19 protein-coding genes and 1 pseudogene are annotated in these 23380 nt (G+C 70.9%); 10 read left to right on the top strand and 10 right to left on the bottom strand.

All coding sequences use genetic code 11. The features are described 5' to 3' along the window. Positions 1 to 53 precede the first annotated feature (53 nt). The 4 genes and pseudogenes from ACWC0C_RS39640 to ACWC0C_RS39625 all read left to right on the top strand — a co-directional run. A pseudogene (locus tag ACWC0C_RS39640) lies at positions 54 to 398 on the top strand (ATP-binding cassette domain-containing protein); the annotation flags it as partial. Positions 399 to 519: 121 nt separating this feature from the next. After that, complete coding sequence (locus ACWC0C_RS39635) at positions 520 to 1644, top strand: sugar ABC transporter ATP-binding protein (protein ID WP_450869352.1); 1125 nt, start codon at positions 520 to 522, stop codon at positions 1642 to 1644. Continuing rightward, a complete protein-coding gene (locus ACWC0C_RS39630) occupies positions 1641 to 2741 on the top strand; it encodes an ABC transporter permease (protein ID WP_450869408.1) in 1101 nt (366 codons plus the stop codon). The genes ACWC0C_RS39635 and ACWC0C_RS39630 overlap by 4 nt, the downstream gene beginning before the upstream one ends. Positions 2742 to 2836: 95 nt before the next feature. Next, on the top strand, positions 2837 to 3811 hold the full coding sequence (locus ACWC0C_RS39625; RefSeq protein WP_450869351.1) for a substrate-binding domain-containing protein: 975 nt from the start codon (positions 2837 to 2839) through the stop codon (positions 3809 to 3811). Between the two features lie 266 nt (positions 3812 to 4077). Here the strand turns inward: ACWC0C_RS39625 and ACWC0C_RS39620 are convergent, their stop codons facing one another. The 3 genes from ACWC0C_RS39620 to ACWC0C_RS39610 all read right to left on the bottom strand — a co-directional run bounded on the left by ACWC0C_RS39620 (position 4078) and on the right by ACWC0C_RS39610 (position 7374). After that, positions 4078 to 5043: a DUF1152 domain-containing protein gene (locus tag ACWC0C_RS39620; RefSeq protein WP_449194306.1), complete on the bottom strand. Its 966-nt coding sequence runs from the start codon at positions 5041 to 5043 to the stop codon at positions 4078 to 4080. Between the two features lie 338 nt (positions 5044 to 5381). Further along, complete coding sequence (locus ACWC0C_RS39615) at positions 5382 to 6389, bottom strand: GNAT family N-acetyltransferase (RefSeq protein ID WP_450869349.1); 1008 nt, start codon at positions 6387 to 6389, stop codon at positions 5382 to 5384. A 208-nt stretch (positions 6390 to 6597) separates the two neighbouring features. Then, on the bottom strand, positions 6598 to 7374 hold the full coding sequence (locus tag ACWC0C_RS39610) for an SDR family oxidoreductase (RefSeq protein ID WP_450869347.1): 777 nt from the start codon (positions 7372 to 7374) through the stop codon (positions 6598 to 6600). 178 nt (positions 7375 to 7552) lie between these two features. Here ACWC0C_RS39610 and ACWC0C_RS39605 point away from each other — a divergent pair, with 178 nt between their 5' ends. After that, positions 7553 to 8425 (top strand): helix-turn-helix domain-containing protein, encoded by an 873-nt coding sequence (locus tag ACWC0C_RS39605; RefSeq protein WP_450869345.1) that lies wholly within the window; start codon positions 7553 to 7555, stop codon positions 8423 to 8425. A 44-nt stretch (positions 8426 to 8469) separates the two neighbouring features. On the opposite strand, the gene ACWC0C_RS39600 is transcribed toward ACWC0C_RS39605, so the two are convergent. Beyond that, the gene (locus ACWC0C_RS39600) at positions 8470 to 12249 is read right to left on the bottom strand and encodes an nSTAND1 domain-containing NTPase (RefSeq protein WP_450869343.1); all 3780 of its coding nucleotides are present in this window, start codon (positions 12247 to 12249) and stop codon (positions 8470 to 8472) included. Positions 12250 to 12397: 148 nt separating this feature from the next. Between ACWC0C_RS39600 and ACWC0C_RS39595 the strand changes: the two genes are divergently transcribed. Both ACWC0C_RS39595 and ACWC0C_RS39590 read left to right on the top strand, forming a co-directional pair. Beyond that, entirely contained in the window at positions 12398 to 12865 is a 468-nt protein-coding gene (locus tag ACWC0C_RS39595; protein WP_450869341.1) for an RICIN domain-containing protein, read from the top strand. A gap of 574 nt (positions 12866 to 13439) precedes the next feature. After that, entirely contained in the window at positions 13440 to 13874 is a 435-nt protein-coding gene (locus ACWC0C_RS39590) for a subtilase-type protease inhibitor (protein ID WP_449194312.1), read from the top strand. 4 nt (positions 13875 to 13878) lie between these two features. Here ACWC0C_RS39590 and ACWC0C_RS39585 read toward each other — a convergent pair whose 3' ends face one another. The 5 genes from ACWC0C_RS39585 to ACWC0C_RS39565 are packed head-to-tail and all read right to left on the bottom strand — an operon-like array spanning position 13879 to position 19185. After that, positions 13879 to 14790, bottom strand: a complete 912-nt coding sequence (locus tag ACWC0C_RS39585) for an STM4011 family radical SAM protein (protein ID WP_450869339.1) — start codon at positions 14788 to 14790, stop codon at positions 13879 to 13881. A gap of 9 nt (positions 14791 to 14799) precedes the next feature. Then, positions 14800 to 16152 carry an STM4012 family radical SAM protein gene (locus tag ACWC0C_RS39580; RefSeq protein ID WP_450869337.1) on the bottom strand — a complete coding sequence of 451 codons (1353 nt, stop codon included), beginning with the start codon at positions 16150 to 16152 and terminating at the stop codon, positions 14800 to 14802. Next, complete coding sequence (locus ACWC0C_RS39575) at positions 16149 to 17006, bottom strand: STM4013/SEN3800 family hydrolase (RefSeq protein ID WP_450869335.1); 858 nt, start codon at positions 17004 to 17006, stop codon at positions 16149 to 16151. Before ACWC0C_RS39575 ends, ACWC0C_RS39580 begins: the two co-directional genes overlap by 4 nt. Positions 17007 to 17052: 46 nt before the next feature. Beyond that, entirely contained in the window at positions 17053 to 18228 is a 1176-nt protein-coding gene (locus ACWC0C_RS39570) for an STM4014 family protein (protein ID WP_450869333.1), read from the bottom strand. Then, positions 18229 to 19185, bottom strand: a complete 957-nt coding sequence (locus ACWC0C_RS39565; RefSeq protein ID WP_450869331.1) for an STM4015 family protein — start codon at positions 19183 to 19185, stop codon at positions 18229 to 18231. Positions 19186 to 19353: 168 nt separating this feature from the next. Here ACWC0C_RS39565 and ACWC0C_RS39560 point away from each other — a divergent pair, with 168 nt between their 5' ends. After that, positions 19354 to 19680: a hypothetical protein gene (locus ACWC0C_RS39560; RefSeq protein ID WP_450869329.1), complete on the top strand. Its 327-nt coding sequence runs from the start codon at positions 19354 to 19356 to the stop codon at positions 19678 to 19680. Positions 19681 to 19721: 41 nt separating this feature from the next. Further along, positions 19722 to 20732, top strand: coding sequence for a DUF6745 domain-containing protein (locus tag ACWC0C_RS39555; protein ID WP_450869407.1), 1011 nt, complete (start codon positions 19722 to 19724; stop codon positions 20730 to 20732). 221 nt (positions 20733 to 20953) lie between these two features. Here ACWC0C_RS39555 and ACWC0C_RS39550 read toward each other — a convergent pair whose 3' ends face one another. Then, entirely contained in the window at positions 20954 to 22570 is a 1617-nt protein-coding gene (locus tag ACWC0C_RS39550) for an FAD-binding oxidoreductase (RefSeq protein WP_450869327.1), read from the bottom strand. A gap of 69 nt (positions 22571 to 22639) precedes the next feature. Between ACWC0C_RS39550 and ACWC0C_RS39545 the strand changes: the two genes are divergently transcribed. After that, positions 22640 to 23236 (top strand): TetR/AcrR family transcriptional regulator, encoded by a 597-nt coding sequence (locus ACWC0C_RS39545; RefSeq protein ID WP_450869325.1) that lies wholly within the window; start codon positions 22640 to 22642, stop codon positions 23234 to 23236. Positions 23237 to 23380 lie beyond the last annotated feature (144 nt).

Here is a 23380-nt window from a genome sequence, read left to right as displayed (position 1 = left end):
CCTGTGCACCATGGGAGGTCCGCCATGACGCGGATGAACGCGGACGGCGCCGCATGAGCGGCGCACCACCTGCCCTGCTGCGAATGCGGGGCATCAGCAAGGAGTTCCCGGGTGTCCGGGCACTCAGCGACGTCGAACTGACCGTCCACCCCGGCGAGGTGGTCGCGCTGCTCGGCGAGAACGGCGCCGGAAAGTCGACGCTGATGAACATCCTCGCCGGGGTGCACGCCGACTACCAGGGCACCATCGAGATCGACGGCGAGCCGGTGCGGATCCACTCACCGAAGCACGCCCAGCAGCACGGCATCGCGATGATCCACCAGGAGCTCAACCTGGTGCCCGAGCTGTCCGTGTCCGACAACGTCTTCCTCGGCCGCGAACTGCGCACCGTACGCGGCACGTTGGACCGCACGGCGATGCACGGCCGTACCGCGGAGCTGCTCGCCGACCTAGGTCTCACCCTCCCCCCCGGGGCGACTGGTCCGCGACTGCCGCATCGCCGAGCAGCAGCTCGTCGAGGTGGCCAAGGCGCTGAACGGCACCCTGCGGATCCTGGTGCTGGACGAGCCGACGTCCGCGCTCGCCGAGGCGGAGGTGGAGCGGCTGTTCTCCGTCATCCGCCGACTGGCGGCCCGCGGCGTCGGGCTGATCTACATCTCCCACCGGCTGGAGGAGCTGGAGGAGATCGCCGACTCGGCGACCGTGCTGCGCGACGGCACGTTCGCGGGCCGCCGCCCGATCGCCGGCACCGACCGCGCCGAGCTGGTGCGCCTGATGGTCGGACGACCGCTCGGGGAGCTGTTCCCCAGGGCGGCCGAGCAGCGGTCCGACGGCGCCGTGCGGCTGCGCGTGAAGGGCCTGACCACGACTCCGACACCCACCAGCACCCGTACGCCGCTGCACTCGGTGGACTTCGAGGTGCGGGCCGGGGAGATCCTCGGCGTCGCCGGACTGATGGGTGCCGGGCGCAGCGAGGTGCTGGAGGCCCTCTTCGGGGCCGGCGACCGCACCCGGGGCGAGATCGCGCTGAACGACCGCTCTTACGCCCCGCACACGCCCCGTACGGCGATCCGCCGGGGCATCGCGCTGGTCGCCGAGGACCGCAAGGCACAGAGCCTGGTGATCGGGAACACGGTGCGGTTCAACACCACCCTGGCCGCCCTCGACCGCTACCTCAGGCCGTGGCGCACCGTGGACGCCCGCCGGGAGAAGGCCGCCGCGGCCGGCAAGGTCGCGGAGCTGCGCACCAAGACGCACAGCCTGGACGCCGTCGTCGGCACCCTCTCCGGCGGCAACCAGCAGAAGGTGGTGCTGGCCAAGTGCCTGCTCACCGAGCCCTCGGTGCTGCTGCTCGACGAGCCGACGCGGGGCATCGACGTCGGGGCCAAGGCGGAGATCCACGCCCTGATGGACGCCCTCGCGGCCCAGGGCACCGCGATCATCGCCGTCTCCTCCGAGCTTCCGGAGCTGATCGGCATGTGCGACCGGATCATCGTCCTGTGCGAGGGGCGGCTGACCGGCGAGTTCCACCGCGACCCGGCCCACGGGCCGGCCGCGACCCAGGAGGCCATCCTCACCGCGGCGATGGCACGGCAGAACGTAGTGGCCGGACCACCGGCGAACGGGAACGAGGCAGAGAAATGAGCAAGACACTCCCACCGGCCCGGGACACCGCCGCCGGCACCGGTGAGCGCCCGCGGACGCTGCGCGAGCGCCTGTCCCAGGCCCTGCCGGCACTCGGCTCACTGCAGAGCTACATCGGCCTGCTTTTGGTGGTCGCCGTCGGCATCGTCACCAAGGGCCAGATCTTCTGGAACCAGGACAACCTCACCAACGCCGTCACCGCCTTCGCCTCACGCGGCATCCTCGCGGTCGGCGTCACCCTGGTCATCCTCACCGCGGGCATCGATCTGTCGGTGGGTTCGGTGCTCGGCATCGGTTCCATGACGGCGGCCATGCTGCTGGTCCACCACGGCCTGTCGCCCTGGGTGATCGTCCCGCTGTGCGCGCTGGTGGGCGCGTTCTTCGGCTTCCTCAACGGAATCGGCACCACCTGGCTGCGCATCCAGTCCTTCGTGATGACCCTGGCCATGCTCTCGGTGGTGCGCGGCATCGACCGGCAGATGAGCAACAACGTGGCCGTCGGCGTGCAGTTGGTGGACCCCCATGGCCACCTCACGCCCAAGGCCGCCGCGTTCGCCGCACTGGGCACTCCGGGTCACACGCTGATCGCGGGCATCGGCTATCCGGTGATCGCGTTCGTGGCGGTCTGCGTCGTGGTGCAACTGCTGCTCTCCAGGACCCGGTTCGGACGGCATGTGTACGCCGTGGGCGGCAACCCCACCGCCGCCCGGCTCTCCGGCGTCAACGTCAGCCTGGTGATCATCACCGTCTTCACGCTCTGCGGCCTGCTGGCCGGCTTCGCCGGTCCGATCGACGCCGCCTACAGCGCCTCGGCCGACCCGCTGGCCGGCACCTCCTACGAGCTGGACGCCATCGCCGCTGCCGTCATCGGCGGCACCAGCCTGGCCGGCGGCAAGGGCACCATCACCGGCACCGCCGTCGGCGCGCTGATCCTCACCCTGCTCGACAACATCCTCGGGCTCAACGCGATCAGCGACAACATGCAGATGATCATCAAGGGCCTGATCGTCGTCGTGGCCGTCGTGCTGCAGCGCCCGGGTTTTCTCCAGCCCCTCACCGAGCCGCTGCGCCGCCTGCGCGCCCACGCCCGCGCCTGACCTCCCCCGTCCCCCGCATCCCCCTTCACCCTGACCCACGCGAGGAGTCCACTGTGTCCGCTGTATCCGCTGCATCCCGGAGCCGTCGTACCTTTATGGCCATCGCCGGCGCGGTCGCCACCGTCGCCGCCCTCACCTCCTGCGCCGCCCACGCGCCGAAGACCGCTGCCGCAGGCTCGGGCAGCGGCAAGAAGACGTTCGTGGTCGGCTACTCCCAGTCCAACAACGCCGAGCCCTACCGTGCCCAGCTCAACGCTCAGCTCGAGTACTTCGTCAAGAAGTACCCGGACCTCAAGCTGCTGCCCATCACCGACGCGCACCAGGACAGCGCCACCCAGGTGAGCCAGGTGCAGAACTTCATCCAGCAGAAGGTCGACGTCCTGATCCTCTCGCCCAACGAGCCGGCTCCGCTGACCGCCGCGGTGCAGCAGGCCTGCACCGCGCACATCCCGGTCATCGTGCTGGACCGCACCGTGAACACCGACTGCTACACGTCCTTCATCGGCGGCGACAACTACAAGATCGGCAAGCTTGCCGGTAAGGCGGCGGTGCAGGCCCTGCCCCACGGCGGCAATGTGGCCGAGCTGCAGGGGACCCTGTCCGACCAGCCGCAGATCGACCGCGACAAGGGCTTCAGAGACGCCATCGCCGGACACCACATCAACATCGTCTACCACCAGGAGGCGAAGTGGCTGAAGGCCAATGCCACCACGATCACGCAGCGGTGGCTCGCCCAGGACAAGAAGATCGACGTCGTCTACGGTGAGAACGACGACATGGCCCTCGGCGCCGTCCTCGCGGCCCGCGGTGCCAGCAAGGCCGACGGCATCAAGTTCGTCGGCATCGACGGCCTGGCCATCCCGACCGGGGGCATCCGCGCCGTACAGCTCGGCCAGATGTACACCACGTTCATCTACCCGACCGGCGCCCAGCAGGCGGCGGCCACCGCCGAGGCCATCGTGCACGGAACGACCGTCAGCAAGAAGCAGACCCTGCAGACCACCAGGATCACCAAGGACAACGCCGCGGACATCTACAAGCAGTACGACATGTCGGCCAAGCTCGGCTGAGCCGGGCCGCCCCGGACGCCGGAGAACCCATGCCTCGGCCATGGGTTCTCCGCTAGGCGGCGGGGCTACCGAGCCGGCTCTGGCTGGGAGTCAGGCGAGCGTTGCGTGGCCGGGTGGCGTTCGACACCACACGTGTTCAGGGCCTCGATGACGGCCCGCTCGACGGTCGCGTAGCGGCGTTCGTCCCAGCCGAGCGCCTCGCGCAGCGTGGCCTGGGCGAAGGTGCGGTGGCGGACCAGATGGCCGCTGCCGGGTTGCCTACCGGCTCAGTGCGGGAAGGCCCGGGGCGGTCGCTGCCGGGGCAACTGCTCACGGAAGCCGGAGATGACCGAGCTGATCTGACGCATCAAGACCGTGCCTTCCAGCCGATCGAGGTACAGGTTCGCGCGCGCCAGGACCGGCAGGTCGACGCAGAAATACAGCGCCATCAGGGGGTTCACGAACAGTTCGCTGCCACGGGTGCGCTCGGTGAACCTCACGTCGCCGAACTCCCCCTGCACGGCCGCAGCGACGGACCCGTGCACGATGCTCGGATGACTCGCGTGGCAGTTCTGGGCGTGGGCCACCGCATCGAGGTAGGCGGCACCCTCAACACTTTCACGGGGAAGCGAGAAAGCGCCCAGATAGCCTCCGGCGCGGTCCAGGCCTGCCAGGTTCTCCAGCACCAAGGAATGGTTCACACCGTGGTAGGCATCCACTCCGAAGCCCACACAGGCCACGAGCCGATGCTGGACCTCGTCCAGCCCGGCGACGGCCGCCAGGCTGGCCATGTCCTCCTCCGGAGTGCCGAGCCCGTGTTCGTCCCCACGCATCAGGATGTCGGTCCCGCCGTCGACCAGCACGACCGCGTCCACTCCGCCCAGGTGCTCCAGCAGTGCTCGATAGGCGGCACGCAGGGGCTGGACACCTGTGAGGGGGAAGGCATAGACGGTGTCGGGCAGTTCCTGGTCGTGAAGCCAGCGGGCAAGAGAGCGCTCGGGGAAGTAGTCGCCGCGCAGCGGTGTGTCGGGGCGTACGGCGGCGACGTCTTCCTCGACCCAGGAGTCCAGGTCGAGGCCGTAGAGGTCGGAAAATGACAAGCTGGCCAGGTGGACCTCGACACCGGCCGACCGCAGCGCGAGGGCCAAGGGCAGCCCGGCATAGACGTCGAAGCCCCCGCCCGCACCAGCGACAAGGACTCGGCCCGCCTCGCGCAGGCGGGTGAAGAAGACGGGCTCACGTAGGGAGAACACCGCCAGACCCTAACAAGATCGCCCCGTCACTCAAACAGGACTGCGAAGAGTAAGCAGTTGCCGTCTGCGTAGCTCCGCCTGGGTGAGCACGGCCGATAGCGTCCTCGCGCGTGGGCAGCGTTGAAATGACCGACAGCGGCGAGGACTTCGGGTGTCCGGTCGCCATGCCCGGCCGGTGGCTGCCGGCCGTCGACGCACTCGCCCTTGACCGTACGGAGGCCGGGAGTTCGATATCTGCCAGGTGGACGGTCAGCTTGGTGACGCGCCGTCGAACGGGCCACGCGAACGGGGTCTCGGTCATCTGAATGGCAACCCGGTGGAGGTTTCCGGAAACAGCGCTAGCCCCCGGGCTTGATGAGCGGCGCGTCTCGTGTGAACTCCTGGAACCCGACGCTGTAGTACAGCCCGCGCGCCGCGGGATGCCCTGGCGCACCCAGACAGGCGACCGTCATGTGATTGGCCCCGGCTTCCCGTGCCAGATGCATCCCGTGCAGCAGCATGGCCCTGCCCAGCCCGAGCCGCCGGTAGTCCGGATGCGTTCCCACCGGCTCGAATTCGGCGGTCTTGTTCACCTCGTCGAGCCACATGATCGTCGATGCGGCCATCGTTCCGTCCGGCGCCTCCACCAGGACGTGCAGGTCGGCGCGGTACGGCGGTGTCCGCCGGACGCCCTCGTAGGCCTCGGCTGTATAGGGTGACGGCGCCCAGGCGTCCACATGAGCCTGGACCGCGGCCTGCGGCCCGGCCTCGTCGGCGGTGCGGAATCGGAATCCGTCCGGCAGCACCGGCCGTTCCAGGTCATCGAGGTCCCGCTGATTGAGTTGAGTCCAGGAGCCGGTGTCGCCGAGCGAGGCCGGATCGGTCTCATAGCCGTGCGCCACCCATCGCTTCACGGCGAACTCATCGGCGGCGCTCGGCATCACGGTGCGCTCGATGCCGACCGTCACACCGTCGTACCAGTCGATCACCTCGTCCAGCAGGTCGCCGTGGTCGGGATGGACCTGATACGCCAGATAGGCGCTGGTGACGTCCTTCACCGACCCGTCGCTCCGCCTCACCTGGTGCGGCAGTTGGGCCCAGCCCCACGCGACCAGCTCATCACCGGAAAGCCACAGCCGACGCAGCCAGCTCGCGCCGTCGCTTGCGTGCCCTTTGCCCCAAATCCAGGCCAACTCTCCGTACGACGCGTCGCTGTTGACCAAGTCCGGACGGAGAGCAGTAACCCGCTGTGCCAGGCCCTGCATCAGCCGCACGTCCGCAGCGCTCACGAGCTCGGGGTCATCCATGGTGCGCCACTGTGCCAGGGCTCCGCGAAGCCGTCGAACCGTTTTCCAGGGGCCGACCATGCCAGGCTGCCCGGCTGGAAGCACTCCGGCCGCAGCCTCCTCGGGGAAGCCGGAGGTACCAGCCTGCCGATGCTCATGCCGATGTCGCGGTGCCAGAAGCCGGGGAACGTACGGCGCTGCTTCCACCCTGCGGCCGAGGCGATCGCCGCGGTTCCCCCGGGTGTGTGGGCCCGCCCCGGCGGGCGAGCCCACGCCGGTGAACCGCCGGTCAACTGGCCTGGCCGGTGGGCATGATGGTGACCTGCTGGAGGTTCACCCGCGGCGGCAGCGTGGCGATGAAACCGATGGTCTCCGCGATGTCCTGTGCCGTGAGCCACTCCATGGTCTCCTTGGAGCCGGCCAGCCAGTCCCGGGCACCCTGATCAGTGACGTGGCTCTGCAACTCGGTGCCGACGACGCCCGGCTCGATAGCCGAAACACGGACGTTCTTCGCGCCCAGCTCGGCCCGCAGGTGCCGGGAGAGGTGGGTGACGTAGGCCTTCGTGCCGGAGTAGACGGCGAAGTTCGGGAAGATGTTCTGCGCCGCGATCGAGGAGGTGTTGATCAGGTCGGCCACACCGCGTTCGGCAGCGGCCCTGACCAGCTGCGGGGTGAAAGCGCCGATCGCGTTCATCAGACCGGTGATGTTCAGGTCGATCTGGTGCCTCCACTGGTCCGTCGCCAGCTCCTCAATCGGAGCGGGAAGCATGACGCCGGCGTTGTTCAGGAGCAGGTCGGCACCGCCGAACTCGGCCTCCACCCGGTCGGCGGCGTCCTGCAGAGCGGCGGCGTCGATCACGTCAGCGGCGATCGCCACCGCGCTGCCGCCGTTCTTCTCGATGCGGGCGACCAGGTCCGCCAACCGGTCGGCACGCCGCGCCAGGACGACGACGCGGGCACCCAGGGACGCCAGTTGCTCGGCGGACGCCTCACCGATGCCGCTGGAGGCGCCGGTGACGACGGCGACGCGACCGGCGAGGGGCTGGGACGTGGTGTTCGTGGACATGGTGGGACCTTCCAAGGGGTGAGCGAGGGTGGGATCGCGGTCGGCCTCTGCCGGCCGCACATCCAGCACACCACCCGCGCCGGCCCCTCAGGACGCCATAACTGGCCCTGCCCAAACAGGTACCAGCAGGGCCACCTTGGAGCTGGCACGGCACCGCTGACGTGCTCACACTGGATCCATGGACCGCACCCAGGAAATCTCCGGCTTCCTGCGCTCACGGCGCGCGGGAATCGCTCCGGAAGAGGCCGGACTGCCCTCCGGCGGGCGTGTCCGCCGCGTACCCGGCCTGCGCCGGGACGAGGTGGCCCGCCTGGCCGGTGTCAGCACCGAGTACTACACGCGTCTGGAGCAGGGGCGGGCGCGCAACCCCTCGACCGAGGTCGTGGAAGCGATCGCCCGCGCGCTGCGGCTGGACGAGACCGAGCGCGAACACTTCACCGACCTTCTGCGGTCCGGCGCCCAGACCGTACGCCGTGGGTCGGCCCGGGCCCAGCGGGTCCGGCCGGGCCTGCACCTGATGCTGGAGACCCTCAACCAGGTGCCGGCCTTCATCCTGGGCCGGCGCACCGACGTGCTGGTCTCCAACCGGCTCGCCAGGGCGGTCCTCGCCGACTTCGACGCCCTGCCCGCCACCCGCCGAAACCTGGCCCGCTACTACCTCCTGGACCCCCAGGCCCGCGAGCACGTGGGCGACTGGGAACGGATTGCCGCGGAGACAGTGGCCATCCTCCGGCTCGAAGCAGGCCGCTACCCCCACGACCGGCAGTTGGCCGACCTCGTCGGCGAACTCACCCTTGGGTGCCCTGAGTTCACCACCTGGTGGAACGACCACCGCGTGCTGCGCCGCACCCACGGCGCCAAGCACTACCGCCACCCCCTCGTCGGAGACCTGCACTTCTCCTACGAGTCCTTCCAGGTCCCCGGCGACGTGGAACAGACCCTGTGCGTCTACAACGTCGAACCGGGTTCCGAAACCGCCCAGGCCCTACAGGTCCTGGCCAGCTGGACCGCACCCGAGATCACGGCAACCGCTACCCCTCGCCCCAGCTGACACCACCGCCCACCCGTGCTGCCTGCAAAGGGTGGTGGCGGATGTCATGTGGAGGGGCAGGGTGGGCGGAAGCGGACCGCCGCGAAGTACCGTGCCCATTCGGCCCTGGTGATCCGCGGGTACGCGCCTGCGCAAATGCGGGCGGCAACCCTGTCCAGGCCGGTATCCCACAGCCGGATCGTGAAGTCGTTGCCGCCGGTGGCCAGCGTGTTGCCGTGCGGGCCGAACACCACGGCCGGTACCGGACTCGGGTGGCCGGTGAGAACGGTGGGCGCAGCCGCACCACTCACGTCCCACAGCAGGAGGTTGCCGTCCGCGGCGCCGGCTGCCAGGCGGCGGCCGTCCGCGGAGAAGGCGAGCGCGTAGAGCCAGGAGCCGGACGCCCGTAGCTGCGTCGCCTTCACCGGGCGACCGATGTCGCTGACATCGATCAGCCAGATCGTCTTGTCCGTCCGATGGACGGCAGCCAGGCTCCGGTTGTCGGGGCTGAACACGCCATTGGTCAGCGCGTCGGATCGGAATGGGGACGGGAGTTCCCGGGGGCTGCGCGGCTCGCTGATGTCCCAGAACCGCAGCGAGCCGGACTCTCCCGTGCTCGTCACCAGCGTGCGCCCGTCCGGCCGGAACGACGCCATCGTGACGTTCGGCCCGCCCTCGGCGATCCGGCTCAGCGGCCGGGGATGGCCGGGGTCGGTCAGGTCCCACAGTCCAGCCGCCTGTTGCGCCCACACGGCCAGCACGTGGCCGCCTGGGCCGAAGCCGGCCCCGCCGACCTCGCCGGCGCGGGGGGTGAGGATCGACGTGGGCCGCGGTCTGCGTGGATCGGTCACGTCCCAGATGCGGACGGTGGTGTCCTCGCTGGCGGTGACGAGGGTGCGCCCGTCCGGGCTGAACGCCACGGACCGGACGAACTTGGTGTGCCCGCGCAGGATCGCCAGCGGCCACAGGGCCCGGCCGCCGGTGACCTGCCACAGCCGTGCGGTGCCGTCCCAGCTGGCGCTGGCGAGCAGCCGGCCGCCAGGGGCGAACGCCAGGGAAGTGACAACGTCGTCGTGGGTTCCCAGCGACAGGTCCCGCAGGTCCAGCAGCCGGTCGGAGTTGGCGAGCATGCGGCTGTCCGGGCTGAACGCGGCTTGGTAGGCCCCGCCGGGAAGCGCGCTGAAACGCTTCGGGTGTGCCGGGTCGGTGACGTCCCAGAACAGTCTGGACCCGCCGACCGAGACGAGTGTCCGGCCGTCCGGACTGAACGCCACCGACCAGACGATCGCGGGATGGCCGACCAGGACGGCCAGTGGCCGTGGCCGCGGGTCGCCGCCGATGTGCCAGATCCGTGCGGTGTGATCCCAGCTGCCGGTCGCCACGGTCCGGCCGTCAGGGCTGAACGCCACCGAGGTCACCGTGTCGGTGTGTCCGTGCAGCACGTCGAGGCGGCGCGGATGCGCGGGGTCGGTGACGTCCCACAGCCTGGCGGTGGTGTCGCCGGTGGTCGCCAGTGTGTGGCCGTCCGGGCTGAACGCCGCCGAGGTGACCACGCCGCTGTGGCCGGGAAGGGTGGTCAGCAGCCCCGGATGCCGGGGATCTTTCACGTTCCACAGCCGTGTCGCACCGTCCGTGTGGCCGGTGGCGATGACGTCGCCGCGGTGCGGGAACGCCACCCACGTCGGCGCGGCCTGCTGCTCCGGCAGGGTGCTGAGCTCGATGGGCGCTCGCCGGTTCGTCACGTCCCACAGCCGCACCGATCGTTCGCTCGCCGCCGCCAGGACGCGGCCGCCCGGACCGAAGGCGACCGCCAGCAGCCGCCAGTGCTGGCCCAGGACCGCCAACTGGACGGGGTGGTGGGCGTCCCCGATGTCCCACAGCCGGACGGTGCGGTCCCAACTCGCGGTGGCCAGGACCGTGCTCTGCGGGGCGAAGGAGATCGAGACCACGTCGGAGGTGTGGCCGGTGAGCTGGCTCGTGTACGGCGTCGCGAACGCGCTCATCAGCTGATCGCGGACGTCGTCTGTGGCTGCCAGCCGGTATGCGGCCAGGTTCAGCTGCGCGGCGAGGGCGGGGTTCTGCTTGCGCACCTCGGCCGCGTCCGCGGCGGCCTTCCGCGCGATGGCCACGTTGCGCTGGTGGATGGCCGAATTGCGCGAGCCGGCGGCCAGCACACCCGCGGTGACCGCGATGACCACCAGCACGGTGAGAAGCATGACCAGCTGCCGCAGGCGGACCGTCCGGCGTCTGACCGCCGCCATCTCGCTGGCCTGCACGTCCCTGCTCGCGTCGAGGAAGCACCGTTCCCTGGACGTGAGCCGGCTGCCGTCCGCAGCGGCCAGGTCCAGTGCCGCGGCGAGCCGGGCACCCCGGTACAGGGCGTGCGGGTCGCGGTCCTGCGCCTCCCAGCCGGCGGTCGCGTCGGTGAGCTGCCGGTGCAGGAGCAGCCGGTCCCGGTCTTCGGTGAGCCAGCCGCGCAGCCTCGGCCAGCATCGGATGATCGCCTCGTGCGTGATCTCGACGCACTCCTCGTCCAGCGTCACCAGCCGTTGCCGGGCAAGGGATTCGAGCACGAAGGCGGTGTCGGGGCCCGGGTCCAGCTCGTCCCTGGTGATCCGGCGCCTGGTGTCCTCCGTACCGTCGCCCAGCGCGGTCAGCCGGAGGAACAGCGATCTGGCGAGGTTCTGCTGCACCGGCGACAACTCCCGGTAGGCGGCCTCGGCCGTCTGCGCGAGAGCGTGCTGGATTCCGCCGGCCGCCAGGTACCCGTCCAGGGTCAGGCGGCTCCCGCTGCGGCGGCGCCAGGTCTCCACCATCGCGTGTGAGACCAGTGGCAACGCACCTGGTTGACCGGTCGCGTCCGCGACCACGGCCGCCAGCAGCGGGCCGGTCACCGTGCAGCCGGCGAGCTTGGCCGGCAGGGTGATGGCCTCACGCAGCTCCTGGCTGCTCATCGGACCGACCGCGAACTGCGCGTCGCGCATCGCCTCGACCAGCTGGGGGTCCTGGACGCAGTGGCCGTAGAAATCGGCGCGCACGCCGAGTACCACCCGCGTCCGGCCGGCCGTCGCGGTGGTGGCGGCGATCAGCATGGCGATGAACGCGTCTCGTTCGTCCCGGTCCCGGCAGAGGGTGAAGACCTCCTCGAACTGGTCGGCCACGATCAGCGTGTCGATGTCCGGCGCGCGGTCGATCATGGCCTGCCGGATCCGCAGATGCAGCGCCGCGGGATCGTCGCGCAGCTCGGTCATCAGCGCGCCGGGGGCCTCTCCCGTCACCGCGGCCAGGCGGATCGCGCACTCCTCCACGGGGTGGGGGCCCGGCGTGAAGAGCATCACCGGCCACCCCGATGCCCGCACGCGGGCGACGAGCCCGGCCCGTAGCAGCGAGGATTTCCCCGATCCGGACGGCCCGAAGACCGCCAGGAACCGGCGGTCACGCACCCTCGCGAGCACCTCGCCGGTCAGCCGCTCGCGCCCGAAGAAGCGGTCGGCGTCTTCCGGTTGGAACGCCGACAGCCCGGCGTACGGTGTGTTCTGCCGGCTGGTTTCCCCGGGCTCGTCGCCCTGCCCGCTCGCGGCGATCTCGGCGGCGACCGCGTGCCACCGGGCTTCCCATGCGCGGCGGTCACCCTGGCACGCCTCGACATACGCGAGCGTGACGTTCAGGCTCGGAAACGTGCGCCCGGCTGCGGCGTCCGACAGCGTCGTGGACGAATAGTGTGCCCTTTGGGCCAGTGCCCGATAGGGCGGTCGTCCCGCCGCCTCGCGCAGCTTCCGAAGGTCGGCGGCGAACCGTGTCAGCGGACCGGTGTCCAGGTCAAGCGGGCGTTCGGTGCGTGGCATGGCCTTCCTTTCCGGAGCCTCTCCGCAGCCGCAATGCGTGGTCGTTGTCCGGTTGTTGATGTCCGGCGTGCACGTCCCGGCGCCGGACAACCCTCGGCAGGTAGGCATGGGCCAGCGCAACCGCGCACTGGCTCGAGGGAGAGAAAACATGAAAACCGTGAAGCGATTGATGCCGCTGCTGGCGGCCATCGGGCTCACTGTCGGCGGTGCCCTGACGGGGCCGCCGGCATACGCCGCGGCACCCCTGCTGAGGTCCAACCTGAACGGACGGTGCGCCGACATCTTCGCGTTCCACCAGGAGAACGGCGCCTCCACCGTGACGTGGGACTGTACCGGTAACACCAACCAGCAGTGGTTCTGGGACGGTGAGCAGATCCGTTCCAACATGAACGGAAAGTGCCTGGAGATCTACGCCTTCAATCCGGGTGACCTGGGCTCGGTGAGCATGTGGGACTGCGACGGCGGCATCAACCAGAGGTGGTTCCGCAACGGCAGCGAGATCCGCAGCCGGATGAACGGAAAGTGCCTCGACATCCTGGGCGGCCGGCCTGAGGCGGGCCAGCTCCTGGTGAGTTGGAGCTGCAACGGAGCGCCCAGCCAGAGCTGGGACTTCTGAACGGTGGCCCGGCCCGGCACGTGAAATGCCGGGCCGGGCCACGGTCACCTGGCGCCGTAAGCTCCCTGGGCGACTCGCGCAGCCGCCTGTGTCGGTCACCGCGGCGTACAGCGAGGCGCTGCCCGGCTCAGCGGGCGGCCGGTCTCGCACTCGGCCAGCTCCTCCTCGCTCTTCGGCGCCGGTACTCGCATAGTCGAACCGGTACAAGACTTGCGCACTACGGACAAGTCTGGATCGGAACAGCCCGCAGTCACTCGGACGAGGTAACAGGTCAAGATCAGTTGGTGTGGCCGGTATAGCAGGGGGAGGCTCTGACTTCCGGCCATTCTGTGCGGTGCCGCGATCACCCTGACCAGGCCGTTCCCCCACCCAGGACTAGCGAGATTCACCCCGGCATTGAGTGAATGAGGGATTTCAGCCGCCCCATCACACCGTCAACCTGCACACATGCCGTTCACATTACGCACACATGTCGGGCACGTCTCAAACACGTTCCGCCAACTGGCCTTGCCCCGTTGCTCAGGCGAAGCTGCTCCCGGCCCACACGGCCACCAACCCTCATGAAGGAGCTCACATGCGCATCCTGCGCTTCGCCACCATCGCCGCGGCCGCCGTCAGCCTGACCGGCGCGACGCTCGCCACGGCCTCGGTCACGGCCACCGCGGCGCCCGCCAGCCTCTACGCGCCCTCGGCGCTCGTCCTTACCGTGTCCTACCCCGGCGGCTCGGCCGACACCGCAGCTCGCGCCGTCACGCTGAGCTGTGCGCCCGGTGCCAGCGGCACGCACCCCGCTCCCGCCGCGGCCTGCGCGGAGCTGCGCGGTGCCGACGGCCGGCTCGACTCCCTGCTGTCCCAGACGCCCGGCCAGGCCTGCATGAGGCTCTGGTCCCCGGTGACGCTCACGGCCGACGGCGTCTGGCAGGGAATTCGCACCTCCTGGAAACACACCTTTGCGAACTCCTGCGAAATGAACAACGCGATCTCGCAGAGCAGCCTCCTCAGCTTCTGACCCGTCAGGTCCGAAGCCAAGGCGACCGTCCCTCACCTCTGGTGCTTCCAGTCGGTCCGAGGAGGGCGGCGCCTTGCCCCGCAGGGATGCGTTCCAGGACACCGCCCGCGAACACGTCGTACAGCGGGAGGGTTTCGAGGTGGACGTAGCCGATGTGGCAGTCGCACGCGGCCAGGGGGCACGGGCGCGGGCGGAGCGCCGTCCGGTAGGAGCCGTCGTAGAGGTTGCCGAGCTCGGTGCGTACGAAGTGGCAGCGCCGGACGGTGCCTTCGCCGTCGACCGAGATGACCGACTCGCCAGTGCGGCAGGGCAGTCCGGCGCTGGAGTGCGGATGACGGCTGTAGGCGAACAGCGGGTCCAGGTCCGTCCACAGGGCCGCGTCCGCATCGTCGTAGGTATGGCCCTCGGCCGCGTTCACCCAGAGGTAGACCTGTTCGGGCAGGTCGGTGCGCAGCCTGCGGGCCAGGTCCAGGTGTTCGGGCAGACCGACGATACCGACGCTGTACCGGGCGCCCCGTTCCGCGAGGTCACGGCACTTCGCGAGGAAACGGTCGTACGGGGTCTGCCCCGGGTGGTACGTGCACCACAGGGCCAGGGTGTCCAGGTCGGCGTCGGCCAGCCAGTCCGTGCGGCAGCTGAGGTTGGTCTGGATCGCGACGCGGCGGACGTGCGGCAGCCGCGACAGGTCCACCAGGGTCCGCCGGTACCAGGAGCGAACCAGCCCCTCGCCCCAGGGGGTGAACAGCACCGACAGCCGATCGCCGGTCTGCGCGGCGGCCCACTCCGTGAAGCGGTGCAAGGCCGCACGGTCGGCGCGGAGTTGGGCCGTGCTGTCACGTCGCTTGGCGAACGGGCAGTACGGGCAGTCGTAGTCGCAGGAGGCGAGCGGTCCGCGGTAGAGGATGGTCAGGTCCATGCGGGCCGCCTACTTGCGTGCGTACGCGGCCATCGCGGCCCGCACGGCCGGGGAGAACAGCTCTGGGCCTATCGCGTCGGAGTGCGCGAGCCCTTCGGGTGTCAGCAGGAGCCGCTGCGCGCCGCTTTCCCGCTCCAGCCAGCCCCGGTCGGCGAGGCGACCCAGCTCGGTCCCGAAGTCGTCGCGGGGGTCGCTGCCGAAGCGCGTCCGGTAGTCGCCGATGGCCAGGCCCCCCGCCTGCAGCAGGGACTGCAGGAGATGACGGCGGCGCGCCTCGTCGGCCGTCATGCGCCGGCCGTATTCGGCGTGGGCGAAGTCGGCGGCGGGGCGGGACACATAGTCGTCGATGATGGCGCGGATCTCGTGCATGCCCACGGCGTAGTCGAAGGAGTAGTGCAGGTCGGCGGTGTACGAGCGGGCACCACAGCCGAGGCCGATCATGCCGTCGGTCTGGCAGGCGTAGTCGTCCGCGCCCTGGGGCGGGGCGTCGGCGCGGCGGAACATGCGCATCGAGTGCTGCACGTAGCCGTGGGCGAGAAGGTGGTCGCGGCCCAGCCGGTACAGGCGCAGCCGCTGTTCGTCCCAGGCGGGGTCCGGTCCGCTGCGGTGACGGTCGAGGCCGGTGAGAGGGCGCACGTAGAGGGGGTAGAGGTAGAGCTCCTCGGGGCGCCATGAGAGGGCGGCGTCCAGCGAGTGGAGCCAGGTGGCGTCCGTCTGGCCGTCGATGCCGTAGATCAGGTCGATGTTGAGTACCGGCAGGGCCGTGTCCCGGATCCGGGCGAGGGCGGCCTCCACGTCCGCGCGGCGTTGCGGTCGTACGGCGGCGCGGGCTTCGGTGTCGACGAAGCTCTGGATGCCGAGGCTGAGCCGGGTGGTGCCGCGCTCGACGAGGACCGCGAGGCGGTCGGTGGTGGCCGTGGCGGGTGACGCCTCGACGGAGAGCGGGATCGCGCCCAGGTCGGCACCCATGCGGTGCTCGGCTATGTCGCAGAGGCGCTCGAGTTCAAGGGCGGTCAGGAAGGTGGGGGTGCCGCCGCCGAACGCGGCCGTCGCGAAACGGAGGCCGGCCGCCTCGCCGAGGGCCGCGCGGACGGTCGTCGCCTGGCGTTCCAGGGCGTCCAGGTAGGCGGTGGTCAGGCCGTCCGGCGCGCCGATCCGGGTGAACAGGTTGCAGAAGCCGCAGCGCACCTCGCAGAAGGGTATGTGCAGGTAGAGGGAGAGCGCGTCCTTGGGCTCCCGTGCCCACAACGCGCTGAGCAGGGGGCGGTCGGGCAGGCGACGGTAGGCCGTTTTGTGGGGATAGGCGTAGACGTAGCTCTGGTACGGGCTGCGGATGTCGGGGCGTGGGGATGCGAGCGTCATCGGGCGGCCCCGGCGGTCGTGCCCTCATCGTCCGGGCCGGTGCGGGGAGCAGGGCCGGGGTCGAGGAAGAAGTGCGCGTAGGGCACGGTCCACACGGACTCGTGACCGAGGCGGTGTCCGGTGTATCCGCCGTCGCCGTAGGCGGTGCCGTGGTCGGAACAGACGATGGCGAAGCAGCGGCGGCGGCTGCTCACGGCGGCGAACAGTCGGCCGATGTGCCGGTCCACGTATGCGAGCGCCGCGGCGTGGCTCGCGCGGGTGTCGCCGGCCTCGCGGGTCGCGCCGGCCAGGTGGAACCAGTTCGGCTGGTGCAGCGCCGACACGTTGACGAAGAGGAAGAGACGCTGGTCGGCGGGGAGCCGGCGTACGACCTGCTCGGCGCACGTCACCTGTGACTCGAAGGAGGTGGGGGACGTCACGCCGAACTCCGGCCGCCAGTGGGACTCGTGGAACATCCCCGGCAGGACCGAGCCGAGGGGACCCTGCTTGTTGAAGAAGCCCACTCCCCCGATGCACACGGTGTGGTACCCGGCTTTGGCGAGGCCGGAGACGAGGTCGGGGGTGTCGTACACATAGGTGCCGTTCGCGGTGGTCTCGCTGCCGGCGAAGCGCGCGGCGAACAGACGCGGGTGCGGGCCGGGAGCCGCCGGCGTCGGCAGGAATCCGGCGAAGATGGCCTGGTGCGAGGCGTAGGTGAAGCTGCCCGGGGCGTGCCGCTCCTCCCAGCGGCCGCCGGGCAGGTGGCGGGCCAGCTGGGGGATGCGGCCCTCCGCCGCGAGTTCGGCGGCCACGTCGTGACGCAGGGTGTCCAGGGTGACGAGCAGGAGGTCGTGGCTGCCGACGATCCGGTTCATGTCCGGCTCCCCGGCCGGGCCCGCAGGCGGGTGGGGACGCGTCGGGTCAGGCGATGGCATGGGTGGTTCCCGTTCCGTTCTCTTGCGGGTGGTGCGTGGGGGCATGCCGGGCCAGGACGGCCGCGACCTGCGCCGCGTAGGTGTCTTGGCGCTCGGCGCCGCTGCCGGGCAGACCGGTGAGGCGGGGCAGCAGGTCACCGAAGGCGTTGACCTCGCCGACGGCCACGCGGCGCCAGCCGATCGCGGGCAGCAGGTCCACGCCGACGCACAGGGTGCGCGGGAAGCAGGCCGCGGCCCGTTCGCACACGTCGAGGACGTCCGACCAGCGGGCTCCCGCTGTCTCCACGGCCGCGCGGACGGCCTCGAGGTCTCCGCGGCGGCCCCCGAGGTGAAGGTTGGTCAGCGGAAAGGTGCTCGTGCGCACCACGGCGTGGGTGGCTCTCCCGGCCACGACGACGACCCGCAGGTCGGCGGCGCGCCCGTGTTGCGAGGCCTTGGGCAGCCAGCGCTCCAGGTGCAGGCCGTCGGGCGCCAAGGCGTCGACGACGGTCGCGATCTGGCGTTCGTCGTCGTAGCGGCGGACGCGGAGGGAGTTGAACAGGCGCCCGTCCGGGGAGAGTTCGACGGAGGTGGTGGCCCGGATCCGGCCGCCGCCGGCCGACTCGACGGCGAGCACGCCGGAAGCGGACGAGCCGTGGGCGAGCTTCACGAACAGTCGCGGCATCCGGTGCTCCCTCATCAGGCCCCGGACGTCGTCCCAGCCGTGGACCGGCGGCGCGTCGGCGCCGGAGGTGGGTGAGGCCGGAACCGGCACCCCCGCCGCGGACAGCACGGCGTGGCATCGACGCTTGTCGAACAGCACGGCGAGCTCGTCCGGGTCGTCCAGACGGATGCCGCCGCGCAGGGTCCGCACCACCGACATCAGCGTCGCGTACCAGCGGGCCGAACCCTCCACCCGGGTCGGGTCCTGGGAGCCGCGCAGCATCCGGTCGACCTCCGCGTTCTCGCCCGGGGAGTCGAGCCGGACGATCTCGTCCGGCTCGAACTCGCCGCCGTCCCCGCGCAGTACGTCCGCCCAGGGGAGGACGCGCGGGGCGGGCAGCCCGGCCGCGCGCACGGCGCGGTCGAAGAACGCGACGCGCCGGTTCTCGGGATTTCCGACCACCGCGAAGCGCGCGGCGCCGGTCCGCAGCGCGCTGGGTTCTGCCTGGTGCGGGGTCACTCACTCACCCACGGCCACATAGCGCCACACGCTTCCGTCGCCGTCCGTGTCCTCCTCGGCGTCGTCGCGGTCGAGGTCCAGCTCGACGCCGGCCGGTTCCAAGGTCTGGCGGATGCGGTCCAGGAAGGGCTCGCTGATGTAGTGGTGGTGCAGGTCGAGCTTCTTGAGGTGGGTGAGGGGCTGGCCGCCGAGAAGGGCTGCCGCGCCCTCGTCGGTCAGGACTCCCATGGAGAGGTCCAGCGTCTCCAGGCGGGCCACCACCGGAGCGGAGGCGAGGGCCGCGGCGACGGCGTCCTGCATCTCGCTGTTGCGCAGGGCGAGATGGCGCAGGCGGGGCAGACGGGCCCCGGACAGGAGGGGTTCGAGGTCCGTCACCTCGCAGTCGCCGCCGTAGTCGGGCGTGCCCAGCCACAGGTCGAGGTGCTCCAGCGCGGGCAGGTCGCTCGCTCCCACGCCGCGTACCACCTGTGCGGGCAGTCCGCCGGCCTCCATCGTCAGGCGGCGCAGACCCGTGTGGCGTACGGCGGGGAACTCCAGCTCCGATCCGCCGCGCACGCCGAACTCCACCAGCTCGGGGAATCCTGCCAGGAGCGGGGTGACGTCGGTCTGCTGGATCCAGGAGATCTCGCTCTCCTCCATGACCATGTCGCCCAGGAAGACCGCGCGCAGGGCGGGGAGGCGGTCCCGTGCGGCCAGCAGCGCCTCGATGACGGGGGCCGAGTCGGATTCGTACGCCTCTCCCCAGGCGCCGACGATCACAGCGCGCACACGCGAGGTGTCGACGACGTCCAGGAAACGGGCGAACGCAGCCGTCCACTCCTCCTCGGCGTCGTAGACATCGGCGGTGATGCGCCAGGCGAACCCCTCCGGTTCGGGCAGGTCCTGCTTCGCGCCCGGACCGGGAAAGGGATACACGGGCAGCCCGTGGAAGGACTGCAGGTGGTCACCGATGGTCATGCGGCTGCTCCCGGAGCTGGAATCGAACGTGTGCTGATGTCGGCAGTTCTACCAACAGGCACTGACAGCGCGGGCCTGGGGGCGGCTTCGGGGGTGTTGTCAGTGGCGGGCCCTACTGTCGTTGTCACGGAGGCGGTGCGGCTCGCACCGTGGGGGAAGGGAGCAGTCATGTATCGGCAGGGAGACGTCCTGCTCGTGCCAGTGGCCGGGGAAGCGATCCCGGTGCATGTGGCGCTCGCGCCGCGCGAGCGGAGGGACGGGCGGGGCCGGCTGGTTCTGGCGCTGGGCGAGGTCACGGGCCACGCGCACGCCGTCGTGGGACCGGGCGATCTGGTGCGTGAGACGGGGCCGTTCGGGCCGATGCTGCTCCATCTTCCCAAGGGCGGCAGGGTCGTTCATGAGGAGCATGCGGCGATAGCGCTGCCCGCGGGGTGGTACCGCGTGATCCGGCAACGGGAGTACGTGCCGGGGTCGGTGCGGATCGTGGCGGACTGAGGCAGGGGGAGCGGACGGTGACCGAGCTGGAGACGCCGGCGATGACGCGTGCGGGCACGGAGAGGGACGCGGTGGCCGAGTGGCGGGCGCGGGCCGCCTCGACGGCTCCGGCCGACCGGTACAGGGCCGAGGCCGGGGTCCGTCTGGCCTACCGGCTGGCGGGGCTGCCCGAGCCGGAGCGTGTGGTGTGGGCGAGGTCCCCTCGCGAGGGCGTCGGGCTGGTGCGGGCCCTGCAGGACAAGGGCAGAAGTGTGCGCGAGGTGGTGCGCAGTGCGCCGTGGGCGGCTGAGCGACGACGGCTGCACGGGGAACTGGGTGCCGCGGGATGGGCCGCGCGCTGGGCGGCCACCGGTGGGCGGCTGTGGGATCTCACCCAGGCGCTCGTCGACCGGATCAGGACAGGCGTGCTGGACGAGCTCGGCGGGGGCGCGGAGGTGCGGCTCGTCCTGCTGGATGCCGTCCTGGGGCAGCATGACGCGCCATGGCTCGCGGCGTTCCCCGCCCGGGAGGGCCCGCTCGACGGGCTCGCCGAGGTGTGCCGCAGCGCGGGCTGGTGGTGGCCGTTCGAGAAGGTGGCCGTCGTCTGCGAGCGGCCTTCGGAGCTTCACCGGGACGAGGCCGGCCGGCTCGATCGCGGCGACGGACCGGCCCTGGCCTTCCCCGACGGATTCGCCCTCCACGCGTGGCGCGGCATGCCCGTCCAGGCGTCCTTCGTCGAGGAGTTGCGCACGCTCACGCCGGAGCGGATCCGGTCGCAGGAGAACGCCGAACTGCGGCGGGTGATGCTGGAGTTCTACGGCTACGACCGCTATCTGGCCGACTCGGGTGCCCGCCCGGTGCACCGGGACGAGACCGGCACGCTGTGGCGGATCGACCTCGTCGGGGACGAGCCCGTGGTGATGGTCGAGGTGCTCAACTCCACACCCGAGCCGGACGGTTCGCATCGCACCTACTGGCTGCGTGTACCGCCGGCCACCCGTACGGCGCGCCAGGGAGTCGCCTGGACGTTCGGCCTGGACGCGGCTGCCTATGCGCCGCTGTGTGAGACGTGACCCGGACCGCGCGGCACGGCGGCCTGGCGCCGCCGCGCCCGCCGCCCTCCGCAGGACGCCCGCCGCAGGGCGTAGGACCCCGCCGCAGGACGCCGTACCCGCCCTGTCACTGCCACATGGTCACCCATGGGGAAGCTGCCCTCGGCGCCGTCCCGCTGCAAGAGCCACGCCCGGCCGTCGCTCTGGCCGTGCAGACCCGGGATTCCGAGGAGTGGCCGGGGTCAGGACGCAGGAAGAAGGACACCGGGATTGAGAATGCCGGCCGGGTCCAGCGCGGCCTTGGCGGCTGTCAGTGCTACGGCGAATGGGGCAGGGCGCTGGCGGTCGTACCAGGGCCGGTGGTCGCGCCCGACCGCGTGGTGGTGGGTGATCGTACCGCCGCAGGCGTGGATCGCCTCGGACACGGCGTCCTTGATGTGGTCCCACTGGGCCACGGTGCTGCCCCAGCGGCCCGGCGCGTACACGCCGAAGTACGGCGCCGGCCCGTCGGGGTAGACGTGGGTGAATCGGCAGGTCACCACTCCTGTTCCGGTGACCTCGTGGATGGCCTGCCGGGCTGCCTCGGTGACCGTCCGGTGGAGGACCTCGAAGCGGTCCCAGGTGCATGCCGTCTCGAACGTCTCGACGATCATCGAGTGCCGGGCCAGGGCGTCGCGCTGGTAAGGCATCCGCAGAAACGACGAGCGCCAGGTCTCCGCGGCGGTGTCACCGGTGGAGGCCCTCTCCGAGGCTCCCGCCAAGTCCCCGTCAGGCTCCTCGGCGGTGTCGACGGCAGGCTCTCCACCGTGGTCACGGCACAGTTCCACAGCCCGCTCCAGGTCGAGACGGACGGGATGGTCCGCCGACTCGAAGGCGAGGACGAGCAGACCGCCGCCGACGCTCACGCCGGCGTTCATCAGCGCCTCGGCCGCGTCGAGGAGACGGCAGTTCGCCGGGTTGAGCCCGCTCTGCGCGATCGCCCGGGTCGCTGCCACCGCCGCCGTGAAGTGACCGAACCGCACGGATGCCCTGGCGCGCCAACGGGGGCGCTGCTGAAGGCGCATCCAGGCCTCGGTGATGATGCCCAGGGATCCCTCGCTGCCCAGGAAGAGCCGGTCCGGTGACGGTCCGGCGCCGGAGCCCGGCAGCCGCAGCGACGCGCTCACTCCGGCCCCGGTCACCACCCGCATCGACTCGACCAGATCGTCGATGTGCGTGTACAGCGTCGCGTAGTGGCCGCCGGCGCGGGTGGCGAGCCAGCCGCCCAGCGTGGAGAACTCGAAGGACTGCGGGAAATGACGCAGCGTCAGCCGGTCGGGGCGAAGCTGGTTCTCCAGGTGCGGGCCCAGGGCACCGGCCTGGATCCGCGCGGCACGACTCGTCCGGTCGATCTCCAGGACCCGGTTCATGCGCCCGAGATCGACGGTGACCACGGCGGGGTGACCGTCGCACCGCGGCTCGACGCCACCGACGACCGAACTGCCACCGCCGTACGGCACCATGGCGATGCCCTCGCTGCTGCACCAGTCGAGGAGATCGATCACGTCACGCTCCTCGGCGGGCCGGGCGACGAGGTCCGGCACACGGCGCAGATCCCCGTGCAGGTTGCGCACCACGTCCCGGAACGCCTTGCCGTGCGCGTGCGCGGCCCGGTCCTCCGGTTCCGCCGAGCACAGGCCGGCGAGCGAGGCCGGCGGGGTGACGCGGGGCCTGGGCAGGTCGAGCGAGGAGACGTCCGGTGGCTCGTGATCGGTCAGCTCGCCCGGCATCAGCGCCCGCACACGCGTCAGAAGCGTCTCGAGTTCGGCGCCGCGCACGGCGTCCTCGACGTTTCCCCATCCCCACCAGGACCGTGTCACGACCTCGACTCCTCGAATTGACCCATGGGTAAATTACCGAGCGGTCACATGGTGGACTAGAGTGCGGTCATGGGCAAGGCCGGAACCAAGGGCGTCTCTCGTGCCGACCGGGAGGGGCAGATCATCGACGTGGCCGTGGAGGAGTTCGGCGAACACGGCTACGCGGGTGTCTCCGTCGCCGCCGTCGCACGGCGCGCGGGCATCTCCAAGCCTCTGATCTACAGCTACTTCGAGTCCAAGGACGGCTTGTACCTCGCCTGCGTGCACCGGGTGGGCGGGCTCCTGGTGGAGGCCGTGGCCGCAGCCCGCTCCCGCAGCGGAACGACCGGTCACGCACTGGACACCCTCTCGGCGATCTTCACCGCGGTCGAAGGTTGCCGGCACGCATGGTCCGTCCTCTACGATCCCGCGCTGCCGCCGGCCGGTGAGCTGCGCGACGCCGTGAACCACTACCGCGGGCGGCTCGCCACCATGGGCGCCGCGGGCGCGACCGGGCTCCTCACCCATGCCGGGCACGACGACCCGCTGGACCATCAACTCCTCAACCACGTCTGGCAGTACGCCGTGACAGCCGTGATGCGCTGGTGGTCCGATCACCCGGACCAGACCGCGGCCGAGATGACAGCCCGTTGCGCCCGTCTCCTCACGGCCCTCGGCACCGGCTGACCCGCACCTGCAGCAGGACACCGGGACGTGCGCAGTACGGGCGCCGACCTGCGGTCCGGGCGCGGTCGCGTGTCGGGTGGCCGTATCACCTGCAGCGGTACGGGACGCGCCATCGGCAGTGGCGACCTGGCCGAGGCCGCCCAG

This window comes from Streptomyces sp. NPDC001709, from assembly GCF_053596375.1.
This window is presented reverse-complemented; position numbering and strand designations above follow the sequence as displayed.

Coding starts and splice junctions, on each gene's coding strand:
- ACWC0C_RS39585 (WP_450869339.1), bottom strand. CDS start 14,790: ATGGACCTGACCATCCTCTACCGCGGACCGCTCGCCTCCTGCGACTAC.
- ACWC0C_RS39595 (WP_450869341.1), top strand. CDS start 12,398: ATGAAAACCGTGAAGCGATTGATGCCGCTGCTGGCGGCCATCGGGCTC.
- ACWC0C_RS39615 (WP_450869349.1), bottom strand. CDS start 6,389: ATGGTCGGCCCCTGGAAAACGGTTCGACGGCTTCGCGGAGCCCTGGCA.
- ACWC0C_RS39555 (WP_450869407.1), top strand. CDS start 19,722: ATGACGCGTGCGGGCACGGAGAGGGACGCGGTGGCCGAGTGGCGGGCG.
- ACWC0C_RS39565 (WP_450869331.1), bottom strand. CDS start 19,185: ATGACCATCGGTGACCACCTGCAGTCCTTCCACGGGCTGCCCGTGTAT.
- ACWC0C_RS39600 (WP_450869343.1), bottom strand. CDS start 12,249: ATGCCACGCACCGAACGCCCGCTTGACCTGGACACCGGTCCGCTGACA.
- ACWC0C_RS39625 (WP_450869351.1), top strand. CDS start 2,837: ATGGCCATCGCCGGCGCGGTCGCCACCGTCGCCGCCCTCACCTCCTGC.
- ACWC0C_RS39580 (WP_450869337.1), bottom strand. CDS start 16,152: ATGACGCTCGCATCCCCACGCCCCGACATCCGCAGCCCGTACCAGAGC.
- ACWC0C_RS39590 (WP_449194312.1), top strand. CDS start 13,440: ATGCGCATCCTGCGCTTCGCCACCATCGCCGCGGCCGCCGTCAGCCTG.
- ACWC0C_RS39630 (WP_450869408.1), top strand. CDS start 1,641: ATGAGCAAGACACTCCCACCGGCCCGGGACACCGCCGCCGGCACCGGT.
- ACWC0C_RS39610 (WP_450869347.1), bottom strand. CDS start 7,374: ATGTCCACGAACACCACGTCCCAGCCCCTCGCCGGTCGCGTCGCCGTC.
- ACWC0C_RS39575 (WP_450869335.1), bottom strand. CDS start 17,006: ATGAACCGGATCGTCGGCAGCCACGACCTCCTGCTCGTCACCCTGGAC.
- ACWC0C_RS39560 (WP_450869329.1), top strand. CDS start 19,354: ATGTATCGGCAGGGAGACGTCCTGCTCGTGCCAGTGGCCGGGGAAGCG.
- ACWC0C_RS39605 (WP_450869345.1), top strand. CDS start 7,553: ATGGACCGCACCCAGGAAATCTCCGGCTTCCTGCGCTCACGGCGCGCG.
- ACWC0C_RS39545 (WP_450869325.1), top strand. CDS start 22,640: ATGGGCAAGGCCGGAACCAAGGGCGTCTCTCGTGCCGACCGGGAGGGG.